The sequence below is a fragment of the Micromonospora sp. 067-2 genome, from assembly GCF_046549295.1.
Classification (GTDB): Bacteria; Actinomycetota; Actinomycetes; order Mycobacteriales; family Micromonosporaceae; genus Micromonospora.
Map to the genome: position 1 here is coordinate 41482 of NZ_JAJPWB010000002.1, position 19746 is coordinate 61227.

Genomic DNA, 19746 nt, shown 5'->3' on the forward strand with positions numbered 1-19746 from the left:
GAATGCCGCCCGAGTTAGGCTGGCGCTTCCTCCGTGCCGCCCACTCACGATTGACGACCGCCAGGGCACAGGAGACGGCGCAGCATTGCATGATGCGCGAGGCGACAACGGCGTGAGCGTCAGATTCTGATGCGGCGACGCTGGGCGGGCCGTAGGCGCTCGACTGCTCGACGTAGGAGTCGGGCAGACTGCGGACATGACGGAACGTCCGGTGCTGCATCTGGTCGTCTGCGCCGCGGGTCCGGCGGAACACATCGACGAGCTTGTCGACCTGCTGATCGCCGAAGGTTGGCGGGTTTGCGTGATCGTCAGCCCGACCGCCGCACGGTGGCTCGATCGGGCGGCGTTGCAAGACAAGACCGGCTATCTGGTACGCGTGGAGTGGCGGATGCCCGGCGACCCGGAGCCGCACCCGCCGGCGGATGTGGTGGTGGCCGCGCCTGTCACGTTCAACACGATGGCGAAGTGGGCGCTGGGCATCAACGACACCCTGGCGCTCGGTGTCCTCAACGAGTCGATGGGCGCAGGCCTACCGATCGTGGCATTTCCGCACGTCAAAGCGGAACTGGCCGCTCATCCAGCGTACGACGGTCACCTGGCGGTGTTGCGCGCTGCTGGCGTTGTGCTGGCCGACGGGAACCCGCTGACCCCGGCGCTCGGGCCGGGGCGTTGGGGTCTGGTCATCGAAGCGCTGCGGCTGGCTTGGCCGTCCTGAGCTGCGCCCAACCGTTCCATGGCGCAATTTTCATCGTGAATAGCGGGCGCCTTCGACGTCTTGAAGGACGACGACGCCTGCGCGATTAAGGAGCTCTTCAACGTTCAAAAACGAGGCATTGGCAAGCTGTCATCGATCCGACAGCAGACTCATGCATCGCGCGGTGGGACGCCGAAGCCACACCACGAGGTCAACCACGAAATGGCCTCCGCCGAGAGCGTCGATCTGCTCTGCGCGTTCATCAAGTGGTACGGCCTGCGCATCGTCGAGCCAGCCATTCCACACCGGCGACCGACCCATGCGCGTCCTGTGGAAGCTCCGCTACGCCCTACCTGCCGACGTGTACGCCACCGCTCGAACAATCGCCGCCTAACCAGACCCGGTCAGGCGGCGTCCGCGTTAAGTGCGAACCGGACGTCCAGCCTCCGGTCCAACGCGCGAGCGAGTCGCTCCAGAACCGGCAGGGTTGGCACGGTGCCACCCGCCTCGAAGCGGGCCACCGCGGACTGGGTCATGCCGGCGGCTCGCGCCAACTGGCTCTGACTCCAGCCGTGCCCCTCCCGCAGGTGGCGCACCTCCTGACCAAGCTCGAAGGCGATCCGGGTGGCCTCGTAAGTCTCGGCCGCTCCCGGTTCCGCCATTCGGCGGTCACGCAGGTCATTCCAGTCCAGGCGATCACTCATCGCTCTGCCCCCTCGTTCACGATGTGCCGCTCCGCCACGCACCGCTCGAATGCCCGGCGCGCCCGCTCGACTTCCCGGTCCTCCCGCATCCTGGCCAGGAGATCGATGTATAACGCCGCTCGGGCGAAGTCGGCGGTTGGTAGTTCCTCCAGCCAGTCTCGAACCTCTGGTTCCAACTCCACGCTACCCCAACCCATAGCATTGATGCTATCGATTAGTGGTTGTGCTCGACTTTCATCCCAGCGCGTGTCGTCAATGACTTCGGTTCCCAAGCGATGGTGCGTCAACGCGGGCTTCGCGTCACACCTCGCCGCTAGCGTGACCTCACCCAGGCATCGACACTCTCGGAGGAGTCCACGATGATCGACCACCTGTCGCTACAGGTCCGCGACGTGACCGCCAGCGCCGCCTTCTACGACGCCGTGCTCGCCCCGCTCGGCGGCAGCCGGCGACTGGAGTTCCCCGACGTGATCGGCTACGGCCGGGAGAACCCCGACTTCTGGTTGGGCCCGACCGACGGCCCCGGCGAAGCCCGCGAGCTGCACCTGGCCTTCACGGCCGACGACCGAGCCACCGTCCAGGCTTTTCACGATGCCGCAGTGCGGGCCGGCGCGGAGGTGCTGCACGCGCCCCGCGTCTGGCCGGAATACCACCCGACCTACTTTGCCGCGTTCGTCCGCGACCCGGACGGCAACAACGTCGAGGCCGTCTGCCACGCCCCCGAGTGACCACGCGTTAGGTTGCGGGGATGGAGCAGCGAATCAGCCTGGTCACCCTCGGCGTGTCAGACCTCGGCAGGTCCACGGCGTTCTACGAGCGGCTGGGCTGGCGCGGCCAGGAGGTTGAGGAGACGGTCTTCTTCCAGGTCGGCGGTCTGGCGATGGTGCTGTGGAGGCGGGACAAGGTGGCCGAGGACGCGGGCATCGACGACTCCGGCACCGGCGGCTTCGGCGGGATGACCCTGGCGCAGAACGTCCGCTCCAGGGCAGAGGTCGACGAGCTGATGGCTGTGGCGGCAGCCGCCGGGGCCGAGGTGACCACACCGGCTCGGGAGACGTTCTACGGCGGCTACGCCGGTTTCTTCACCGACCCGGACGGCCACGTGTGGGAGATTGCCTGGAACCCCGGCTTTCCCCTTGCCTCGGACGGCACCCTCACCGTCCCCGACTTCGGCGCCGCCGACTGAGCCGGTCGATCAGGGGCCGCCGTCACGAGACGCACGGCACCGGCCGCTGAAAGGCGTCCAGGCACAGCGTGAGCGGGTGAAGGCTCGGCGACGGCGACGCACTGGGCGAGACCGAGGGTGAGGCGGGGGCGGTCGGTGAGGCCGACACGGTGGGCGAGGCCGACGCGCTGGGCAGAGGGGGACCCGAGGTCGGAGCCGGACCAGGCGTCGCGCTGGCAGGTGGGGGAAGGGCGACAGTCCGTACCGGAGCGGTGGGCGGGACCGTGGCGTCCGACGAACCCGACGCCGCCGCCGGAATCACCGGCCGGCCGGACGAGCCGCGCGACGGTACGTCGGCCGCGATCCTTACCGCGGCGCCGCCCGCTGTGGACGTACCCCGGTGTGGTGCCACCGGGTCGCCGGGAAGGCCCGGGACACCGGCGCTGGTGGCGATGGTGCCTGCTTCCGCGCGGTGCGGAAGGCCGGCCCGCTCCGGTCCGAGGGCCCCGGCGGTCAGCGTCGCGAACATGACCCCCGCGAGGGCCGTGATGGCGGTCGCCCGACGATCGGGCCGCACCGCCGTCAGCGGCGCCTCGTCCGGCTCGACCAATGGCAACGGCGTCGGCCGCGCATTCCGATGGTCGGACAGCAGTACGTCGAGCTGTGCGACGACGGCCGCGCGTTCCCCGGCAGAGACGGCGGCGGCGAGGGTGAGGTAGAAGCGCGCGTTCACCGCGGCGGTGACCGGCACCAGCAGCCCGGCGAGCGGGCCTCGGTCGGTGGTGTGCAGCAGGGTGAGCGCGACGTCGGGGTGGTGCGCGAAGCCCGACAGGTTCGCGTACCTCCATTCGCGACGGAGGTGACGTCCGGCGAACGCCACCCGGTGGCTGGTCACGACGGCCATGCCGGCGTCGACGGCCCGTAGGCCGTCGGGCAGGGTGTCGCCGGGCGCGTCGACGCAGGTGAGGGCGCCCGGCGTGGGCAGGCCGGCGACGTGCCGCGCCTCGGCCTCGACCAGTTCGGCGGCGGGCAGCACCCGGAAGACGAGTTCGTCGTCGTCGAGGTCCACCGGCAGGCCGGTACGTGGCCGGGTGCACCCGAGGAACCCGACAGCCTCGATCCGCAGCCGGGTCAGGTGGTCGTCGTGTCGGAGCCAGACGTCGACATCGCTGCGGTACGCGCGCCGACGCCGCTCGTTCTCGCGATCGGCCCAGGTGATCCGCCAGGAGGAAGCCGGGGCGGACGGGGTCGTGGTGGGGCGTGAGGTCACGGTCACACGCGGTACAACCGCTCACGTACGGGACAGGGAACGCGGTCGCGATCGATGCTTCCCTTTGTTCCAGAAAGGAGAGAATTGCGGGACATGGGGAAGCGGCGGAGCCGGACCGCCGACCGACCCGGCTCCGCCGCTCGCCGCTAGGGACGCAGCGAGGTGAAGAACTGCCGCATCTCACCGGCCAGCAGGTCCGGCTCCTCCAGCGGCAGAAAATGCCCGCCGCGCCCCGGCTCACTCCAGTGCCGGATGTCGGTGCAGGCCCGCTCGGCGATCGAGCGCGGGAAGTTCGCCTGCGAGGGTTCCGTGCTCACCGTGAACGCCGCCGGCACCCGGATGTCGGGTCGCGGCGTGTTGTGGTCGAAGTCCGCGTACTGCCGGAACGACGACCCGATCGTGCCGGTCGCCCAGTAGAGCGTGATGATGGTGAGCAGGGTGTCCCGGTCGAAGCTGTTCGCCAGGTCGCCGTGGTTGTCGCTCCAGTCCCGGTACTTGTCGACGAGCCAGGCGGCCAGCCCGGCCGGTGAGTCGGCGAGCGCCGCCGCGAGGGTGTCCGGCCGGGTGCCCATGATGGCGCTGTAGCCGCCGTCGGTCTCGTCGTACGCGGCTTCGGCGCCCAGGAACGCGTGCTCGGCCGCCGACAGCGGACGGGCGTCGAAGCTGGCCGGGAACGGCGGGTGGATCATGTGGATGCCGACCACCTGCTCCGGGTAGAGCGCACCGAGCCAGCCGGTGACCACTCCCCCGACGTCGCCGCCGAAGGCGCCGTAGCGCTCGTAGCCGAGCACGTCGGTCATCAGCTCGTGCAGCGTCCGGGCGAGGAGCGCCCGGGTCATCGGCTCGTCCGGTACCTCCGAGAAGCCGAATCCGGGCAGCGAGGGCACCACCACGTCGAACGCGCCGCCGGGCCGGGTGGGGTCGGTCAGCCGGTCGACCAGCGGCAGCATCTCGACGAAGCTGCTGGGCCAGCCGTGGCTGAGGAGCAACGTGCCCGCCGGGCGCGCGGCGCGGACGTGCAGGAAGTGCAGCTTCCGGCCGCCGACGACGGCGAGGTGCTGGGGGTACGCGTTGAGCGCCGCTTCGCGGGCCCGCCAGTCGAACCCGTCGCGCCAGTAGGACACCAGGTCCCGCAGGTAGTCGGGGTCGACGCCGCCCTGCCACGGCTGGTGGCTGCTGCGGTCGGTAAATCGGGTACGGGCCAGTCGGGCCCGCAGGTCGTCGAGAACCGCATCGGATACGTCGATGCGGAAGGGGGAGACAGACATGTGTCCTCCGAACAAGGAGGGCGCACTCCCCGACGCGGAAAGGTCAGCTGAGGGGGACCGCCGAGGGGAGCGCCCAAACGTGACAGTGGGTGGTCACCGGGCTCACCTCCTTCTCGTGGCTGACGAAGATCACCCTACCCGGCCAACGGCTCGGTGAGGAAGTCGATGATGAGGCGGTTGCACAGGTCGGGTTTGTCGGCGAGCAGACCGTGGCTGGTGCCCGGCACCACGGCGAGCTGCGCCCACGGCAGTCCGGCGCGCAGCGCCCAGGTGTGCTCGACGCGTACCTCGTCGTCGTCGGCGACCATCACCAGCGCCGGGCCGGGGTAGCCGGCCAGGTCGGCAACGGTCAGCGTCGGCTCCTCGCGGTGCATCCGGTCCAGCTTGTCCTTGACGATCAGGAACTGCTGCGGCCCGTCCGGTGACACCTCGCCGTGGTACTCCGTGAAGAACTCGACCGCCTCGTCGTCCAGGTCGATCGCTCCGTCGATCCACCCGTCGTGGTGGAACACCCCGGCGGCGAGCACCAGCCGGCGGACCAGGTCGGGACGGCGCAGCGCCACCAGCAGCGCCACCGGGGCGCCGTCGCTGTGCCCGACGAGGTACGCCGGCTCACCGACGACCTGCTCCAGGAACGCGATGGTGTCCTCGGCCATCAGCTGGTAGCTGATCGGTCCGTCCACATCGGGAGTACGGCCGTGCCCGCGCCGATCCGGTCGGTAGACGGTGAACCGCTCCGCCAGCCCCGGCACGTTCTGCCCAAGGGCCCGGGAGTCCGCGAGACCGGGATGGAGCAGCACCAGCGGCTCCCCCGCGCCGTCGCGCTCGTAGAACGTGTTGACCTCGCCGAGCTGCACGTAGCCGGACATCCCTGGTTCCCTCCCGAGCTGAGGTGCCGCCGAGCGCGATGCCCCTGAGGTATTGATATACCCCAGGGGCAGCACACTCATCAGGCCGGGTGAGCGCCCTCCGGTGCCTCGTAGACGCGGCGGACGTCCACCTCGACCTCGCCGATCGTCTCGGCGAAGACCTCGGTGAACCGCCGACCCCACTCCACCGCCTCCTCGTGGGAACGCACGTCCACCAGGGCGAACCCGGCGATCAGCTCCTTGGTCTCGGTGAACGGCCCGTCGGTGACGGTGGTCTTGCCGCCGGTGACGGTGATCCGGGTGGCGCCCTTGGAGGTTTCGCAGAGCCCCTCGGCGGCGAGCAGTACGCCGGACTGCGCCACCTCCTTCATGAAGCCTTCCATCCGGGCCAGAAACTCCGGGCTCGGGTGGAACGCCTCGGGCAGGTTCTCGTCGAGCTTGTGCATGAGCATGTAGCGCATCGGTGTGGTCCTTTCTGATCGAGAGGTGAGCGTCAGAGCGACCGGGCGAAGAGCCCGGTGAGCCAGCCGAAGACGACGACGCTGGCGAGCGCCATCCGGATGCTGATGGTGCCCTGGTCGGGCCAGGCCAGCACCGTGACGACGGCCAGCGCGCTGCCGAGGGAGTAGGCCGCCCAGCCGCGCTGCCCGGCGCGCGACCAGGCGCGGGCGAAGACCACGCAGGCGACGGGCAGCGATCCGAACGCCAGCATCGCGCCGACGCCGTGGCCGACGGCGTGCCAGCTCAACGTCGCGGGCGCGCCCTCCGGCGCACCGGTCGGCCAGCCCATGCTGGGATCGGAGACGAGGACCCCGGCGACGATCAGCCCCACGCCGTGCACGGCGATCAGCGCCGGCCCCCACGTTCCGCCCGGCTCGCCGCGCAGCGTCCGGCGCAGCCCGACCGCGCCGGTCAGGGCGAGCAGCCCGGTGAGGAGGAAGTTGGCGGTCTGTATCCAGCCGAAGTCGCCGAGGGCCAGCAGGCTGAGCGGCTGCCGGGCCAGGTCGAACCCGTCGCGGGTGAGGATCTGGGCCGTCGCCACCACCGCGAAGAGCGGGCCGGCGAGGGCTCCGCAGGCCAGCAGCGCCCTGGTCGTCGTACGCCGGGAGTCGACGCCCGCCACCGCGGCCCCTGCGCCTGTCGCGTTCGCCATCGTCGTCATGTCGATCTCCTCGTCTCTGCCGGCCGGTCGCCGGTCCCGCGTGCCGGTGCGAGCCGGCTTTCACTGACGCGTCGAGCGGTCCGGCCGGGATACGACATGGCGGCCACGGTTTTTCCGGGAGATTCTTCAGCGGGTCGGTGCGACGCCCCGGGCGCAGTCGGCCGCGCGGGTGAGCAGCAGCGCGCGCTCGCGTTCGTTGCCGGCCAGATGGGCGGCGCGTTCGAATTCGGCCCGCGCCTCCTCGTAGCGGCCCAGCTTGGCGAGCAGGTCGCCGAGCACGCTGGGCAGCAGGTGATACTCGGCCAGCGCCGGCTCGTCGGCCAGCGCCCGGGCCAGGTTCAGGCCGGCGGCCGGGCCCGCGGCGAAGGAGACCGCGACGGCCCGGTTCAGCTCCACGACCGGCGACGGTACGACCCGGGCCAGCTGCGCGTAGCCGGCCGCGATCCGCGTCCAGTCCGTCTCCTGCGGGGTACGCGCCCGCGCGTGGCAGGCCGCGATCTCGGCCTGCAGGGTGTACGGGCCGGGTGGTCCGTGGGCGGCCCGGGCGCGGTCCAGGGCGGTCAGGCCTCGACGGATCAGCATCCCGTCCCAGCGTTGCCGGTCCTGGTCCATCAGCAGGATCGGCTCGCCGGTGGGGTCGACCCTGGCCGCGGTGCGGGAGGCCTGGATCTCCAGCAGGGCGGCGAGCCCGTGCACCTCCGGTTCCTCGGGCATCAGCCCCTGCAGGACCCGGGCCAGGCGCAACGCGTCCGCGCACAGGGCCGGGCGCATCCAGTCGTCGCCGGTGGTCGCCGAGTAGCCCTCGTTGAAGATCAGATAGATCACCTCCAGGACGGAGGCGAGCCGTTCGCCACGCTCGGCCACACCGGGCACCTCGAACGGCACTCCCGCCTCGGCCAGGGTCTTCTTGGCCCGGGTGATCCGTTGCGCGACGGTCGTCTCCGGCACCAGGAACGCGTGGGCGATCTCCTCGGCCTTCAGACCACCGAGCATGCGGAGGGTCAGCGCGGCCCGCGCCTGCGGCGAGAGCACCGGGTGGCAGGCGGTGAAGACGAGGCGGAGCAGGTCGTCGTCGATCCGTTCCTCGAAGGCGGCGTCGAAGTCGGGGGTGAACTGCTCGTTGTCGAGGTCACGCCCGAGGTCGGCGACCCGGCGTTCCAGCAGCCTCCGGCGGCGCAGCGCGTCGATCGCCCGTCGCTTGCCGACCGTGGTCAACCAGGCGCCCGGGTTGGCGGGTACGCCGTCACGCGGCCACTGTTCCAGCGCGGCGACCAGGGCGTCCTGGGCCAGTTCCTCGGCCCAGCCGACGTCGCGCACCAGGCCCGCCAGAGCGGCGATCACCCGCCCGGCTTCGATCCGCCACACCGCCTCGACCGTGCGGTGCACCTGCTCGTCCCCCACGAACGCCCATCAGAGCAGGCGCGTCCTGTCGGGGCAAGGCCGACGACCTCCCCGCGACGTGTGCGTCGGACGGATCGGCGGGTCAGTCCGCGGCCTGGCGGATCATCCGCGTGGCGTCGGCGCGTCCGATCATGGTGGCCTGCAGGAGTTCACCGGCGATGGTGCTGACGAGTGCGACGACCGCCGTACCGGACAATCCAGGGTCGGACCGACCTGCCCTGCTGGCGTGGCAGACGGCGGTCAGGGACAGGCGGCGTGTCCGGTGCGGTTCTCGTCCGGCGATGAAGTCCCGGTCCAGATCGCGGACCGCCAGGCCGAGGCTGGTTATGGCCTCGGGCAGCAGCGGCGGAACCGTCTCGCCGTCGACGATGAGGGCGACCGACTTGCGGGTGAGACCACGGCTGGCCAGCAACACCCGGTCGAGATGCTCCGCACCGTCGCGGTACTGCTGAAGCGCATTGCGCCAGTGACGTCGTTCCGGTGACAACTGCACCACCTCGCGGGCCCCCTCCAGCGCGTCGGAGAACCGCGTCAGCTCGTCCCCCATGTTCCGCAGCTCATCGAGCGCTTTCTGAATGCTCGGCGCGTCGTGGTCGGCCAGCGCTCGTCCGGTGGTGGTCAGTTGCGCGGCCAGCCGGTTCATGACGGGAGCGGCGGCCTTGTGCACCACCCGCAGCGGGTTCAACGGCAGGAGTGCGATCACGACCAGCAGCCCGATCGTGCCGCCGGTCACGGCGTTCACCAACTGCGTCACCTCCACTCCCGACGCGGCCTTCATACTCGCCGAGGCGAGCACCGCCGTTCCGCCAGCCTGTGTGATCAGACCTCCTCGGCCGGTCAGCACGACCGCGATCAGGATCGTGGCGGTGACGATCAGGCCGATCTGCGCCGCTCCGCGTCCGATGAGCGCGAGGAAGGCGTTGGCGATCGCGATGCCGAGCGCCACACCGAGGATGAGTTCGACGACCCGGCGCAGCCGCTGACCCACCGCGGCCGCCACGGTGCCGACGGCGGCGATGGGCGCGAAGATCGGATTGTGCGTACTGACTCCGATCCTGCGCGCCACGGTCCAGGCCAGGCCGGCTGCGAGTCCGGCCTGAACGGCCACCACCGCGTAGATGGCGAGTTGTCGCCTCCGGTTCCGTTCGGTGCTGCGGGTCCGCTGCCGCCAGGTGTCGAGCACCTCCTCGACCCGCGGGTTGAGGTTGGGCGGCGACCCCGCCGCAGACTCCCCACGCGATCGTCGCAGCCAGCGCATGGCAGGGGCATCCCCCCGACAGCGGACACGAATCCCAAGGCCCTGCCGAATCTGGCGATCATGCTGGTACCACCGACGCCGCCGATCCCGCGGCTGCACGCCGGCACCAGCGCTCGCGGACCGGCCGGTCAGCCGGCGCGCCGAGGACGCGTCGCCGGCCCGGGCAGCGGACCTCGGGCCGGAAACCGCGACGGCGCACGCGGCGGGTACGCCTCGCAGTGTCCCGCCCACTGCTCGGCGGCGAGCGCCAGCGCATCGGCCGAGACGGTGAGGACCAGCGGATAGATCGCGCTGGTCGGGCGGCGCATCCAGGGCGGCAGGGACTCGGCCGAGAACTCGACGGTCAGCTCCAGCCGGCGGCGGCGGATCACCCGGGTGCGCAGGGTCAGGTTGGGTTCGGTGAAGCGGACCACCGCCGCCGGCGGGTTCGACCCGAGGGCCGCCTCGGCCTGCCCGCGCAGCCACCCACCCAGCGCGCGGGCCTCCTCGACCATGAGGCTCGGGTAGTGGTGCGACCACGTCTGACCGTCGGCGGTGCGGGCGTCGACCTCGATGAGCAGCCAGTCGTGCCAGCCGGGCTCGGCCCGATCGGGGTCGTCGGGCGGGTCGATGCCGGGCTGGTAGCCGACCGGGCGGATCCGCACCCGGGCACCGTCGTCGGACCGGATCTCCACTCGGCAAGTCTGCGCGACCGAAGCCGACGCAGAAGGCCGAACTGGTATTAAACGGTCACAGTGCGACGTACGCCACTGTGCTCGGCGCAGGCGTTCGGGCGGCCGCCGGCCAGACTGACCGAGCCGTCGTGGCACTGCACCAGGTAGCCCCGACCGGCCCAGAACTGCGGCACACAGCTGAACCAGTCGCAGACCTCGGCGGCCGGCCGGCGGATCCGGGTGCCGCCGCAGAAGTCGTACCCCAGCGGGTTTTCCGGCGCCCCGCAGCGCGGCTCCCGGGTCGCGGTGGCCGACGGGCGTGGCGATGTCGTCGGCTTCGGGGACTGCGCCGGCTTCGGGGACCGCGTCGGCTTCGCCGACATGGCGTGCGCCGGCGACGCCGGGCGGATCAGCGCGGGGAACGCGCTTGCACTGGCCTCGGGAGTGGCGGCTACGGCGAACTCCGCGCCGCCGGTCGGGTCGGACGGGTTCGACTCGATCAGCGCCGCCGGCACCAGCAGCGCGATGGCCGCCGCCACCGCGACGGTTCGCCGGCCGCCCGGCACCCGGGCCGAGAGCCGGGCCTGCGCGGGAGTGGCCACCGCCGGCCGGAACGGCTTGAGCTGGGCGTGCTCGGCGATCAACTCGTCGAGCTGGGCGAGGACCGCGGGTCGCTGCTCGATCGCGTCGGCGAAGGCCAGGGTGAGCTTGAACCGGAAGCCCGCCGCCGCGTCGGTGGGCAGCATCAGTCCGGAGGTACGCCGCCGGTCCAGCACCTGGATCAGGGTCACCGGCGCCGCCGGGTCGTGGCCCAGGCCGGTGATCCGGCCGTACGCCCAGTCGCGCCGGCCGCGTCCGCCGAGCAGCACCAACCGACGGCTGGTGATCACCGCCATCCCCGCGTCGGTGACCCGGACGCCATCGGGGCGACGCGGGCGCAGCGGCCCGGTCGGCGGGGCCACCGTGAGGTCCGGCGCGGGCAGAACCGCGGTGTGCCGCACCTCGACCAGTTGCGCGGCGGGCAGCGCCCAGAGCACCACCTCGTCGGCGGCCAGCTCGAGCGGCAGACCGGCACCGGCCGCGGCGGAGCCGTGGAAGTCGGCGGCCAGTATGCGCAGTCGCCGCAACTCGTCGTCACGCCGCTGCCATGTCGCCTCGGCGCCGCGGAACGTGCTGACCCGCAGAACGTTCTGCCGGCGCGCCCATCGGTACCGCCATGTGGAACCCGTCGAATCAGTCTTTGCCACGCCGACTCCTCCGTCGCGCAGGCCACCAACCGGGGTGTCACTCGTGTTAACAGCGGCGGCGCGTCGCCCGGACACGCCAAACGGGGCGAAGTGCCCGATCGGCGGAGCATTTCGGACGATAGGGCGATACTGCTGCCGACGTTCTGCCTAACGCGACGGTCGCCGCCTCGGTAACGTCAGCCGCATCTCCGGTGGCGATGCCGCCGCATCGCCGTACGGGAGGGGTGAGGGTCGTGCCGCAGGACACCCGGCCCGGAGTGGTGATCGGGGTCGACATCGGCACCACCAGCACCAAGGTCGTCGCGTACGACACCGGTGGTCGGCAGCTCGCCAGCCACTCCATCGGCTATCCGCTGGACAACCCCCAGCCCGGGTACGCCGAGCAGGACCCTCCGCTCATTCTTGACGCGGTGCTGGAGTCGATCCGCGCGGTGGTGACCGGGCTGGCCGCACCGGTGGCCGGGCTGTCGTTCGGCTCCGCCATGCACAGCCTCATCGGGCTGGACCGGGACGGCACTCCGCTGACGCCCTCGGTGACCTGGGCCGACTCGCGATCCACTCGGCAGGCGGAACGCCTGCGGGCGGTCCCGTCCGGCCTGGCCCTGCACCGGCGGACCGGAACGCCGATCCACCCGATGGCACCGCTGCCCAAGCTGCTCTGGTACGCCGAGCAGGAGCCGAAGCTCTTCGAACAGGTCGTGCACTGGGTCGGCATCAAGGACTGGGTGCTGCTGCGGCTCTGCGGCCTGCTCGTCACCGACCACTCCATCGCCTCGTCCACCGGCCTGATGGACATCCACCGGCTGGAGTGGGACAGCGAGGCGCTGGCCATCGCCGGCATCACCGAGGAACAGCTCCCCCAACTGGTCTCCACCACCGCCGTGCTGCCCGGGCTCACCCCGCAGGCCGCGGTGGCCACCGGCCTGCCGCAGCGCACCCCGGTGGTGGTCGGCGCCGGCGACGGGCCGCTGGCGAACCTGGGCCTGGGCGCGGTGCACCCCGGCATGGTGGCCTGCTCGATCGGCACCAGCGGCGCGATGCGGGTGATGGTCGAGCGGCCCGGCGTGGACCCGCTCGGCGGTGTGTTCTGCTACGCGCTGACCGAGGACCGGTGGGCGGTCGGAGGCGCGATCAACAATGGCGGCATCGTGCTGCACTGGGCCGCCAAGGCGCTCGCCCCGGACCTGGGTGAGCACTCCGAGGAGGCGCTGGTCGCGTTGGCGGCGAGGGCGCCGGTCGGCTCGGGTGGGCTCATCATGCTGCCGTACCTGCACAGCGAGCGGGCGCCGCACTGGAGCGCGCTGCCCCGTGGCGCGTACGTGGGGCTGACCCACGGGCACCGCCGCGAGCATCTGGTACGGGCCGCGCTGGAGGGGGTCTGTCAGCAGCTCGCGCTCGTGCTCAGCTCGGTGCGCGCGGCCGGCAACGAGGTGCGCGAGGTCCGCGCGGGCGGCGGGTTCGCCCGCAGCGGCCTGTGGCGGCAGATGCTCGCCGACGTGCTCGGCCTGCCGGTGAGCTTTCCGGCCGGGCCGGAGGGGTCGAGCTTCGGTGCGGCCCTGCTCGGCATGCAGGCGTTGGGACTGATCCCCAGCATCGATGTGGCCTCCGACCTCGTGCGGATCGAGGAGACGGTCCGCCCGGATCCGGCCGCCGCCGCCACGTACGCGTCGCTTCTGCCGCTCTTCGCCGAGCTGTACGACGCGCTGGCGCCCGCCTTCACCCTGATGCGCCGGCTGGCACCCGGCCTGCCCACCGACCCCGTGCCGGCGGGACCGTCGGCGTAACCATCGCGCAGACATGGGCCGCCCGGACGGGTGACGCCAGTCCCGTCGACCCCACCCGCCTCCCGCGCTCCATATCGTGCAAACGTGAAGAAAAGCGACAACAAACCCTCATCTTTCCTCCGTCGCCGTGTCCGCGTACCCCTGCGGTGGCTGGCGGCGGCGCTCGTGCTCGCCGTGGTCGCGACGACCGGGCCGGCCACCGCCGACGGCCCGGGCCGCGGGCCCGTCGCGGAGCCGGCACCTCAGGCCGAGCCGGGGTACGGGGTCGAGCCGGGCACCTCCGACCGGCAGAGCCACGAGCCCGGTGTGGACCCGACGCCGGATCGGGCACCGACCAGCGAGGTGTCCTGGTTGTCGTTTCCCGGTGGGGTGTTCGCGGTGGATTCGCTCGGGCACACGGTGCGCTACCGCGCCTGCGACGGCGACACGGGACGCGTCGCCGACCCGGGCATGCGGGTCGCCGCCGGGGTGGCCAGCGGTGAGGTCACCGTCGAGGGGACGGGTTACCGCTACCGGGTGCCGCTGGTCGGGCGGAGCGAGGGCACGCTCCGGGTGATCCGCCGGCACCGGCCGCCGACCGAGCTGACCGGCGTGGTGGTCACCAGCCCGCAGCCGCCCACCGACCCCGTCGCGGGGGCCCGGCTGTTTCCGCTCAGCGGGCAGCTCGCCCGGGTGGTCGCCGACGCCAACCTCAACCCGGCCGGGGTCACGGTGCGGGACCTGTCCGGCCGGTACGGAGACCAGCAGATCGCGGTCAACGGCGCGCTGCGCCCCAAGGCGGCCAGCGTCATCAAGCTGTGGATCCTGGTCGAGCTGCTGCGCAGAGTCGACTGTGGAAAGGTCTCTCTCGACGATGGTGTGCTGGTCACCCCGGCCGACGTGGTCGGCGGCACCGGCCAGCTGCAGTTCGAGACATTCCCGCAGGTGGTCACGCTGCACCGGCTCGCCCGATACCTGATCACATACAGCGACAACATCGCCGCGAACGTGCTGATCACCTATCTGGGCGGCTTCGCCCCGGTCAACGCGCTGATCGACTCGATGAACCAGCGCTCGACCATCCTGGCCCGCCGGATGCTCGACAGCGCGGCGGCGCAGCGCGGCGAGGAGAACCACACCAGTCCGGACGACGTTGTCTCGCTGCTCGGCGCGGTCTGGGACGACGAGATCCTCAGCCCCACCTCCCGCGACCTGATGATCGGTTTCATGCGGGAACAGACCCTGAACACCAAGATCCCGGCGGCGCTGCCACCGGGCGTGCCGGTGGCCCACAAGACCGGTGACCTGCCGGACGCCTCACACGACGTCGGCTACTACCTGATCCCCGGCACCGAGACCGCCGTGGCGTTCCTCACCGCCGGGCCGATGGACACCGGCGACGAGACGGTCCGCCGGCTGGCCCGTACCGTCTACGACTTCCTGGTCTCCCCGGTGGACGGGGCGTACGAGGAGTGAGCCCGGCTCAGGCGCCGGGAATGTTCGCCGGCGGATCCTCGCCGACGAGGTCGGCCGCCGGCGGGTCGGACGCCACCGGCAGCCCGAAGTCCGAGTACGTCAGGTCCAACTGCGCGGTCTGCGACTGCTCGCTGGCCAACTGGATCCGGTAGTGGACCAGCCGCCCCTGCTCGTCGACGGTGGCGGTGAACGGCACCGCTCCGGCCCGCTCACCGAGCACCTTGCCGACGCCGCTGCCCAGCACCGCGCCGCTCTCGCGCAGGTCCAGGGTGCCGGCGTACTCCCGGGCGCCGGTCTGCCGGACCTGGGCCGGCGCGGTCAGCGTGGCGGCCAGCCGGGTGTTGTCCAGGCCCTGCTTCGCGGCCGGCGCGCCCGGGGCGCCGACGTGCCACCAGGTGCGGCCGTCCCAGGCCGGAACCCGGCGGTCCGGGGCGGTGATCCGCACGTAGACGTCCGGTCCGGTGGTCAGCCGCTCGATCTTCACCTCACCGTTGGGCACCTTGAGCGAGGTGGTCTCCACACCACGCCGCGCCTTGGGGTCCCAGAGCACCACCGTGCCGTCGCCGCCCGCCTGCGCGCCGGCGCCCAGGGTCAGCCGGTAGGTCTGCTGGTCCAGTTTGGTGGCGGCGGCGACCAGCACACCGACCGGGTCGGTCGCGGCCGGCGAGGGTGACGCGCCAGCCGCCGGACGGCCCGCGTCCGGCTCGTCGCCGTTGGCCGCCAGCGCCCACACCCCGACGGCGACCGCCACGGCGAGGACGCCGCCGGCGGCGATCAGCTTCGGCTTCTCCACGGTCATCCCCCCCGAGCGGTACGCCCGCCGGCCGGTGGCCGATCGACGATCACCGCGGTGCGGTCCGGCCAGAGTAGCCGGACCGCACCTCGTTCACGCGCGGCTGATCGCGTTGACGTGGATCGCCTCGCTCACGTACGCCGTCAGCCCAGGCGCGATGGCCTCGTAGTGCGCGGTGAACCGCTCGTCGGCCAGGTACATGTCGGCCAGACCGGTGTGGATCTCGTACGAGCACTCGTAGAACCAGCGGCTGATGATCTGTCGGTGCTCCTCGGCGAGGTCCATCGCCTCCGGGCTGTCCGCAGGCGCGCCCGAGGCCAGCAGCGCGACGATCCGTCGACCCCAGTCCTCGTTCTCCGCCTTCAACCGCAGCCAGTCGTCCTTCGAGTAACGGGAGGTCCGGCGGTTCGACTCCCGGTACGCGTCGGTGTCGCCCCACCGCTGCTCGGCCTCGGCAACGTGCTCCTCCGGTTTGACGTCCCCGAAGACCTCGAACCGCTCCTGCGGGGTGAGGTGGATGTTCATCTTGCTCGCCTCCATCGCGAACTCGATCGCCGTCACCATCTCCTGCAACCGTTTCATCCGTACCGTCAGCAGCTCGTGCTGGCGACGCAGGTGCGCGGCTAGGTCGGCCGCCGGGTCGTCGAGAATCGCGGCGATCTCCTCAAGCGGGAGACCCAGCTCCCGGTAGTACAGGACGAGCTGCAGCCGTTGCAGGTCCGCGTCGTCGTAGCGGCGGTAACCCGCGAGGGTCCGCCCGCTCGGCGAGAGCAGCCCGATCTGGTCGTAGTGGTGCAGCGTCCGCACCGTCACGCCAGCGAGGCTCGCCACCTGACCCACCGTGTACGCCATGGTCTCCCTCCCTTCCGGAAACCAGGCTCCCGCCTGCCGCTACGTCAGGGTCAAGGCCGATTCTGCCCCCTGTGTCAGCGCGCGACCGGGGGAAGCGCGTCGTGGAGCTGCACCAGCCCTCCCGGCCGACCGAAGCGGTAACCCTGACCGTAGACACAGCCGATCGCGGCGACCGCCCGGTGCTGCCGCTCGGTCTCCACCCCCTCGGCGACCACCGCCAGGTCGAACGCGCCGGCCAGTCGGGTGACCATCTCGACCGTGGCGTACGCCCGGTCGTCGTCGGTGCCGAGTCGGGCCACGAACGAGCGGTCGATCTTTAGCTCGGTGGCCGGGATGCGGTGCAGGTAGCTCAGCGACGAGTAACCCGTACCGAAGTCGTCGATGGCGATCCTGATGCCCAGTTCCCGGAGCTGGTGCAGCCGCTCCAGCACCGCGTCGGTGCCCTCGATGAGCGCCGACTCGGTCAGCTCCAGGGTCAACGCCCGCGGCACCAGCCCGGCCGCGCTGGTGGCCGCGGTGACCGTGGCGATCAGGTCCGGGCGGCGCAGATGTGCCGCGGCGATGTTCACCGCGACGGTCGCCTCCGGCGCGCGGCCCCGCCAGGTCGCCGCGGCGCGGCACGCCTCGTGGATCACCCAGCGGTCGATCGGCAGGATCAGCCCGGTCTCCTCGGCCAGCGGCAGGAACCTCGCCGGCGGCAGCATCCCCAGTCGGGGGTGCCGCCACCGCACCAGCGCCTCGGCGCTGCGTACCGCGCCGGTGGCCAGGTCGACGATGGGTTGGAACTCCAGGTGCAGTTGCCCCTCGTCGACCGCCCGACGCAGGTCGGCGATCAACTCGGCCCGGGAGACGGCCGACTCGCGCAGCGCCGGCGTGCACGTCCGGTACGCGGACTTCCCGGCTGCCTTGGCCGCGTACATGGCGATGTCGGCGTCGCGCAGGAGGTCGGTGTGGGAGGCGTGCTGCGGGCCGTACTCGGCGATGCCGATGCTGGCCGAGGGGTGCACGCCGACATCGTCGTCGGAGTCGGAGGGCTGCAGCGCGTCCAGCAGCCGTTCGGCCAGACGCTCGGGGGGTACCGGCCGGTCGCCGTCGACCAGCACCGCGAACTCGTCCCCACCCAGCCGGACGATGGTGCCGTCACCGTCGACCGCGGCCCGCATCCGGGCCGCCAAGCCGGTCAGCAGGGTGTCACCGGTGGCATGCCCGAACCGGTCGTTGACCTGCTTGAACCCGTCCAGGTCGAGCAGCAGCACGGCCACCGGCCGGCCGTCGCGCAGGGCCAGCCGCAGCCGCCGGTTGAACGACAGCCGGTTGGGCAGACCGGTGAGCTGGTCGCCGTACGCGAGTTTGCGCAGCCGCGCCACCAGGCGCAGGTTCTCGTTGGCGGCCAGGCCCTGACGCAGGGCGAGGGCGGCCAGCAGCACCATCATGGTCACGAAGACGAGTTGCGGAGACTGGCCGGTGGGCCGGCGGGCCAGCACCACCGCGATGATGGCCCCGCCCACCGGCAGGTACGGCAGCGCCACCCGCCACCACGGAGGCGGCGGCGCCTCGGCGGTGTCGTCGGTGCCGTCGCAGACCGGCGGCGGTGGGTGCCGGGTGGCGAGGCCGATCAGCAGGTAACTCAACGGCCAGCAGAGGTCGATCGGGTGACCGGCGGCGTAGTCGCCCCGCGCGACCAGCGACACGTACCAGACGTCGGCGACCACCCGGATGCTCAGGCTCGCCGCGAGCACGCTCATCGGCCGCCACACCGACCGGGCCGGGCCGGAGACCGCGACCAGGATGGTCAACTGCATCAGGTCGAACATCGGATAGAGCAGCCCCAGCGTTCGTGCCGGGTCGGCCAGCTGGGCGGCGGCGACACCACGGAAGACCAGCACCCAGCCGATCGGCACCAGGGCCAGCGCGACGATCACTCCGTCCAGCAGCGTCCGCGCCTGCCCGACAGCTGTCCGCGGTGCCGACGGCGAGCTGAGCAGTGCGGCGGTGCCGGTGAGGATCCCGGCGACGAAGACCGCCCCGACCAGCGGCGTGTGCGGCAGGTCGCCTCCGCCGAGCCGCTGTGCCGTCCAGATCGCCCTGCCGAGCGCGGCGAGCGCCATGGTGGCGGCGAGCAGAGTCCAGAACCGGCGCAGCGGTGCCGGATGACGGCGGGCCACCCCGGCGCAGGCGACGGCGGCCCAACCGGCCACCAGCATCCCGCCGAGGTCACTGACCAGCGCGGCGCCCGGCAGCGCGACGACCAGCCAGAACGCCTCCACGGACACGACCGCGGCAGCGGCCGCGACGGACACACTCGCGGGGTTGAGCGTCCCCGCGGCCTGCTTTCCGTCCTGGTGGGACACGGCCGCTCCGGCTCTTCGTCGTGCGTGCACCCTCGGGAGGACCGGTCCACGGCAAACCCCCGAAAGCCTAGTCAGCGCTCAGGTACGCCGCCAGAGCCAAACGTGCACGCCGGCCAGACCACGACCGGCCGTCCAGCCTTGACGGGTATGCCTGGTGGACGCAACGCCCGTGTCGCCTGCCCCACATCTGGGGCAGCTCGACAGGACTCAGGTGGTGGCATCACCCCAGGACGGATGACCGCGTTCAGCGTCCGGCGGAGCGGTTCCAGGGTGAGCGCGGCAGCCCGGTACCGGCCAGCGGACGCCGGGCACGGCGGTGCCTGCGCCGGCCGGGGGTGCAGGGCGGGCGCGCGGCGGTGTGCATCGCGGTGCTGTCAGGCGGTGGCCGACGGATCAGCCAGCAGAGGAAGCGCTCCATCGACGGCTCAACCGACCGGGAGGCGCTCGGCGTCGGACCTGGAGATCTCGTACTCCGCCCCGCAGAACGTGCACTGCTGCGCGAACCGGGTGCGGATCGGAATGAGGGGGATGAAGAAGAGGGTGAATTTCGTCGATCGGCGGGTGATCACCTGGGCGGCGTGGTTGCCGCAGTGGCGGCAGACCTGCTGCACGACACCGGACCGATCGACCTTGGTACGCAGACCAAAGATGAAGAACATCGCCCGGCAGTACCCACTCCACCCCGAAAAGTCACCGAATACAGCCTGCGAATCAGCAGAGCATGGCCGCCCGGCTCGAGATCGTGCTCGATCCAGGATGTAGTGCCCTCGGGAGCGAATGAGGCCACTGCATCCTTGATCGAGCACGATCATGACGAGAC

At 71.7% G+C, this 19746-nt stretch carries 19 protein-coding genes; 5 read left to right on the plus strand and 14 right to left on the minus strand.

Features of this window, described 5'->3' with window-relative positions; translation table 11 throughout:
- The first annotated feature begins 196 nt into the window (after positions 1-196).
- Positions 197-715 carry a flavoprotein gene (locus ACLJN9_RS03755; RefSeq protein ID WP_410809589.1) on the plus strand — a complete coding sequence of 173 codons (519 nt, stop codon included), beginning with the start codon at positions 197-199 and terminating at the stop codon, positions 713-715.
- A gap of 383 nt (positions 716-1098) precedes the next feature.
- Here the strand turns inward: ACLJN9_RS03755 and ACLJN9_RS03760 are convergent, their stop codons facing one another.
- Positions 1099-1398, minus strand: a complete 300-nt coding sequence (locus ACLJN9_RS03760; RefSeq protein ID WP_410809590.1) for a helix-turn-helix domain-containing protein — start codon at positions 1396-1398, stop codon at positions 1099-1101.
- A 359-nt stretch (positions 1399-1757) separates the two neighbouring features.
- On the opposite strand from ACLJN9_RS03760, the gene ACLJN9_RS03765 reads away from it, so the two are divergent.
- Together ACLJN9_RS03765 and ACLJN9_RS03770 are read left to right on the plus strand one after the other, a co-directional pair.
- A complete protein-coding gene (locus tag ACLJN9_RS03765) occupies positions 1758-2126 on the plus strand; it encodes a VOC family protein (protein ID WP_410809591.1) in 369 nt (122 codons plus the stop codon).
- Between the two features lie 20 nt (positions 2127-2146).
- Positions 2147-2584 carry a VOC family protein gene (locus ACLJN9_RS03770; RefSeq protein WP_410809592.1) on the plus strand — a complete coding sequence of 146 codons (438 nt, stop codon included), beginning with the start codon at positions 2147-2149 and terminating at the stop codon, positions 2582-2584.
- Between the two features lie 22 nt (positions 2585-2606).
- Here the strand turns inward: ACLJN9_RS03770 and ACLJN9_RS03775 are convergent, their stop codons facing one another.
- The 9 genes from ACLJN9_RS03775 to ACLJN9_RS03815 form a co-directional block, all read right to left on the minus strand.
- Positions 2607-3833, minus strand: a complete 1227-nt coding sequence (locus ACLJN9_RS03775) for a hypothetical protein (protein WP_410809593.1) — start codon at positions 3831-3833, stop codon at positions 2607-2609.
- Positions 3834-3979: 146 nt separating this feature from the next.
- Positions 3980-5101, minus strand: coding sequence for an epoxide hydrolase family protein (locus tag ACLJN9_RS03780; RefSeq protein ID WP_410809594.1), 1122 nt, complete (start codon positions 5099-5101; stop codon positions 3980-3982).
- Between the two features lie 134 nt (positions 5102-5235).
- Positions 5236-5970 (minus strand): alpha/beta fold hydrolase, encoded by a 735-nt coding sequence (locus ACLJN9_RS03785; RefSeq protein ID WP_410809595.1) that lies wholly within the window; start codon positions 5968-5970, stop codon positions 5236-5238.
- A gap of 80 nt (positions 5971-6050) precedes the next feature.
- On the minus strand, positions 6051-6431 hold the full coding sequence (locus tag ACLJN9_RS03790; protein ID WP_410809596.1) for a YciI family protein: 381 nt from the start codon (positions 6429-6431) through the stop codon (positions 6051-6053).
- 32 nt (positions 6432-6463) lie between these two features.
- A complete protein-coding gene (locus tag ACLJN9_RS03795; RefSeq protein WP_410809597.1) occupies positions 6464-7132 on the minus strand; it encodes a DUF998 domain-containing protein in 669 nt (222 codons plus the stop codon).
- 126 nt (positions 7133-7258) lie between these two features.
- The gene (locus tag ACLJN9_RS03800; protein ID WP_410809598.1) at positions 7259-8533 is read right to left on the minus strand and encodes an RNA polymerase sigma factor; all 1275 of its coding nucleotides are present in this window, start codon (positions 8531-8533) and stop codon (positions 7259-7261) included.
- 82 nt (positions 8534-8615) lie between these two features.
- Entirely contained in the window at positions 8616-9791 is a 1176-nt protein-coding gene (locus tag ACLJN9_RS03805; RefSeq protein WP_410809599.1) for an FUSC family protein, read from the minus strand.
- A 128-nt stretch (positions 9792-9919) separates the two neighbouring features.
- Positions 9920-10465, minus strand: coding sequence for a hypothetical protein (locus ACLJN9_RS03810; protein WP_410809600.1), 546 nt, complete (start codon positions 10463-10465; stop codon positions 9920-9922).
- A gap of 47 nt (positions 10466-10512) precedes the next feature.
- The gene (locus tag ACLJN9_RS03815) at positions 10513-11691 is read right to left on the minus strand and encodes a hypothetical protein (RefSeq protein WP_410809601.1); all 1179 of its coding nucleotides are present in this window, start codon (positions 11689-11691) and stop codon (positions 10513-10515) included.
- A 233-nt stretch (positions 11692-11924) separates the two neighbouring features.
- Between ACLJN9_RS03815 and ACLJN9_RS03820 the strand changes: the two genes are divergently transcribed.
- Both ACLJN9_RS03820 and ACLJN9_RS03825 read left to right on the plus strand, forming a co-directional pair.
- Positions 11925-13475: a gluconokinase gene (locus tag ACLJN9_RS03820; protein ID WP_410809602.1), complete on the plus strand. Its 1551-nt coding sequence runs from the start codon at positions 11925-11927 to the stop codon at positions 13473-13475.
- Between the two features lie 84 nt (positions 13476-13559).
- Positions 13560-14930 (plus strand): serine hydrolase, encoded by a 1371-nt coding sequence (locus tag ACLJN9_RS03825; RefSeq protein ID WP_410809603.1) that lies wholly within the window; start codon positions 13560-13562, stop codon positions 14928-14930.
- A 7-nt stretch (positions 14931-14937) separates the two neighbouring features.
- Here the strand turns inward: ACLJN9_RS03825 and ACLJN9_RS03830 are convergent, their stop codons facing one another.
- The 4 genes from ACLJN9_RS03830 to ACLJN9_RS03845 form a co-directional block, all read right to left on the minus strand.
- Positions 14938-15723: a hypothetical protein gene (locus ACLJN9_RS03830; protein WP_410809604.1), complete on the minus strand. Its 786-nt coding sequence runs from the start codon at positions 15721-15723 to the stop codon at positions 14938-14940.
- Positions 15724-15816: 93 nt separating this feature from the next.
- The gene (locus ACLJN9_RS03835; RefSeq protein ID WP_410809605.1) at positions 15817-16575 is read right to left on the minus strand and encodes a MerR family transcriptional regulator; all 759 of its coding nucleotides are present in this window, start codon (positions 16573-16575) and stop codon (positions 15817-15819) included.
- Between the two features lie 74 nt (positions 16576-16649).
- Positions 16650-18926, minus strand: coding sequence for a putative bifunctional diguanylate cyclase/phosphodiesterase (locus ACLJN9_RS03840; protein ID WP_410809606.1), 2277 nt, complete (start codon positions 18924-18926; stop codon positions 16650-16652).
- Between the two features lie 425 nt (positions 18927-19351).
- Positions 19352-19585, minus strand: coding sequence for a zinc-ribbon domain-containing protein (locus ACLJN9_RS03845; RefSeq protein ID WP_410809607.1), 234 nt, complete (start codon positions 19583-19585; stop codon positions 19352-19354).
- Between the last annotated feature and the right edge of the window lie 161 nt (positions 19586-19746).

Coding starts and splice junctions, on each gene's coding strand:
- ACLJN9_RS03755 (WP_410809589.1), top strand. CDS start 197: ATGACGGAACGTCCGGTGCTGCATCTGGTCGTCTGCGCCGCGGGTCCG.
- ACLJN9_RS03760 (WP_410809590.1), bottom strand. CDS start 1,398: ATGAGTGATCGCCTGGACTGGAATGACCTGCGTGACCGCCGAATGGCG.
- ACLJN9_RS03765 (WP_410809591.1), top strand. CDS start 1,758: ATGATCGACCACCTGTCGCTACAGGTCCGCGACGTGACCGCCAGCGCC.
- ACLJN9_RS03770 (WP_410809592.1), top strand. CDS start 2,147: ATGGAGCAGCGAATCAGCCTGGTCACCCTCGGCGTGTCAGACCTCGGC.
- ACLJN9_RS03780 (WP_410809594.1), bottom strand. CDS start 5,101: ATGTCTGTCTCCCCCTTCCGCATCGACGTATCCGATGCGGTTCTCGAC.
- ACLJN9_RS03785 (WP_410809595.1), bottom strand. CDS start 5,970: ATGTCCGGCTACGTGCAGCTCGGCGAGGTCAACACGTTCTACGAGCGC.
- ACLJN9_RS03790 (WP_410809596.1), bottom strand. CDS start 6,431: ATGCGCTACATGCTCATGCACAAGCTCGACGAGAACCTGCCCGAGGCG.
- ACLJN9_RS03795 (WP_410809597.1), bottom strand. CDS start 7,132: ATGACGACGATGGCGAACGCGACAGGCGCAGGGGCCGCGGTGGCGGGC.
- ACLJN9_RS03805 (WP_410809599.1), bottom strand. CDS start 9,791: ATGCGCTGGCTGCGACGATCGCGTGGGGAGTCTGCGGCGGGGTCGCCG.
- ACLJN9_RS03835 (WP_410809605.1), bottom strand. CDS start 16,575: ATGGCGTACACGGTGGGTCAGGTGGCGAGCCTCGCTGGCGTGACGGTG.
- ACLJN9_RS03845 (WP_410809607.1), bottom strand. CDS start 19,585: ATGTTCTTCATCTTTGGTCTGCGTACCAAGGTCGATCGGTCCGGTGTC.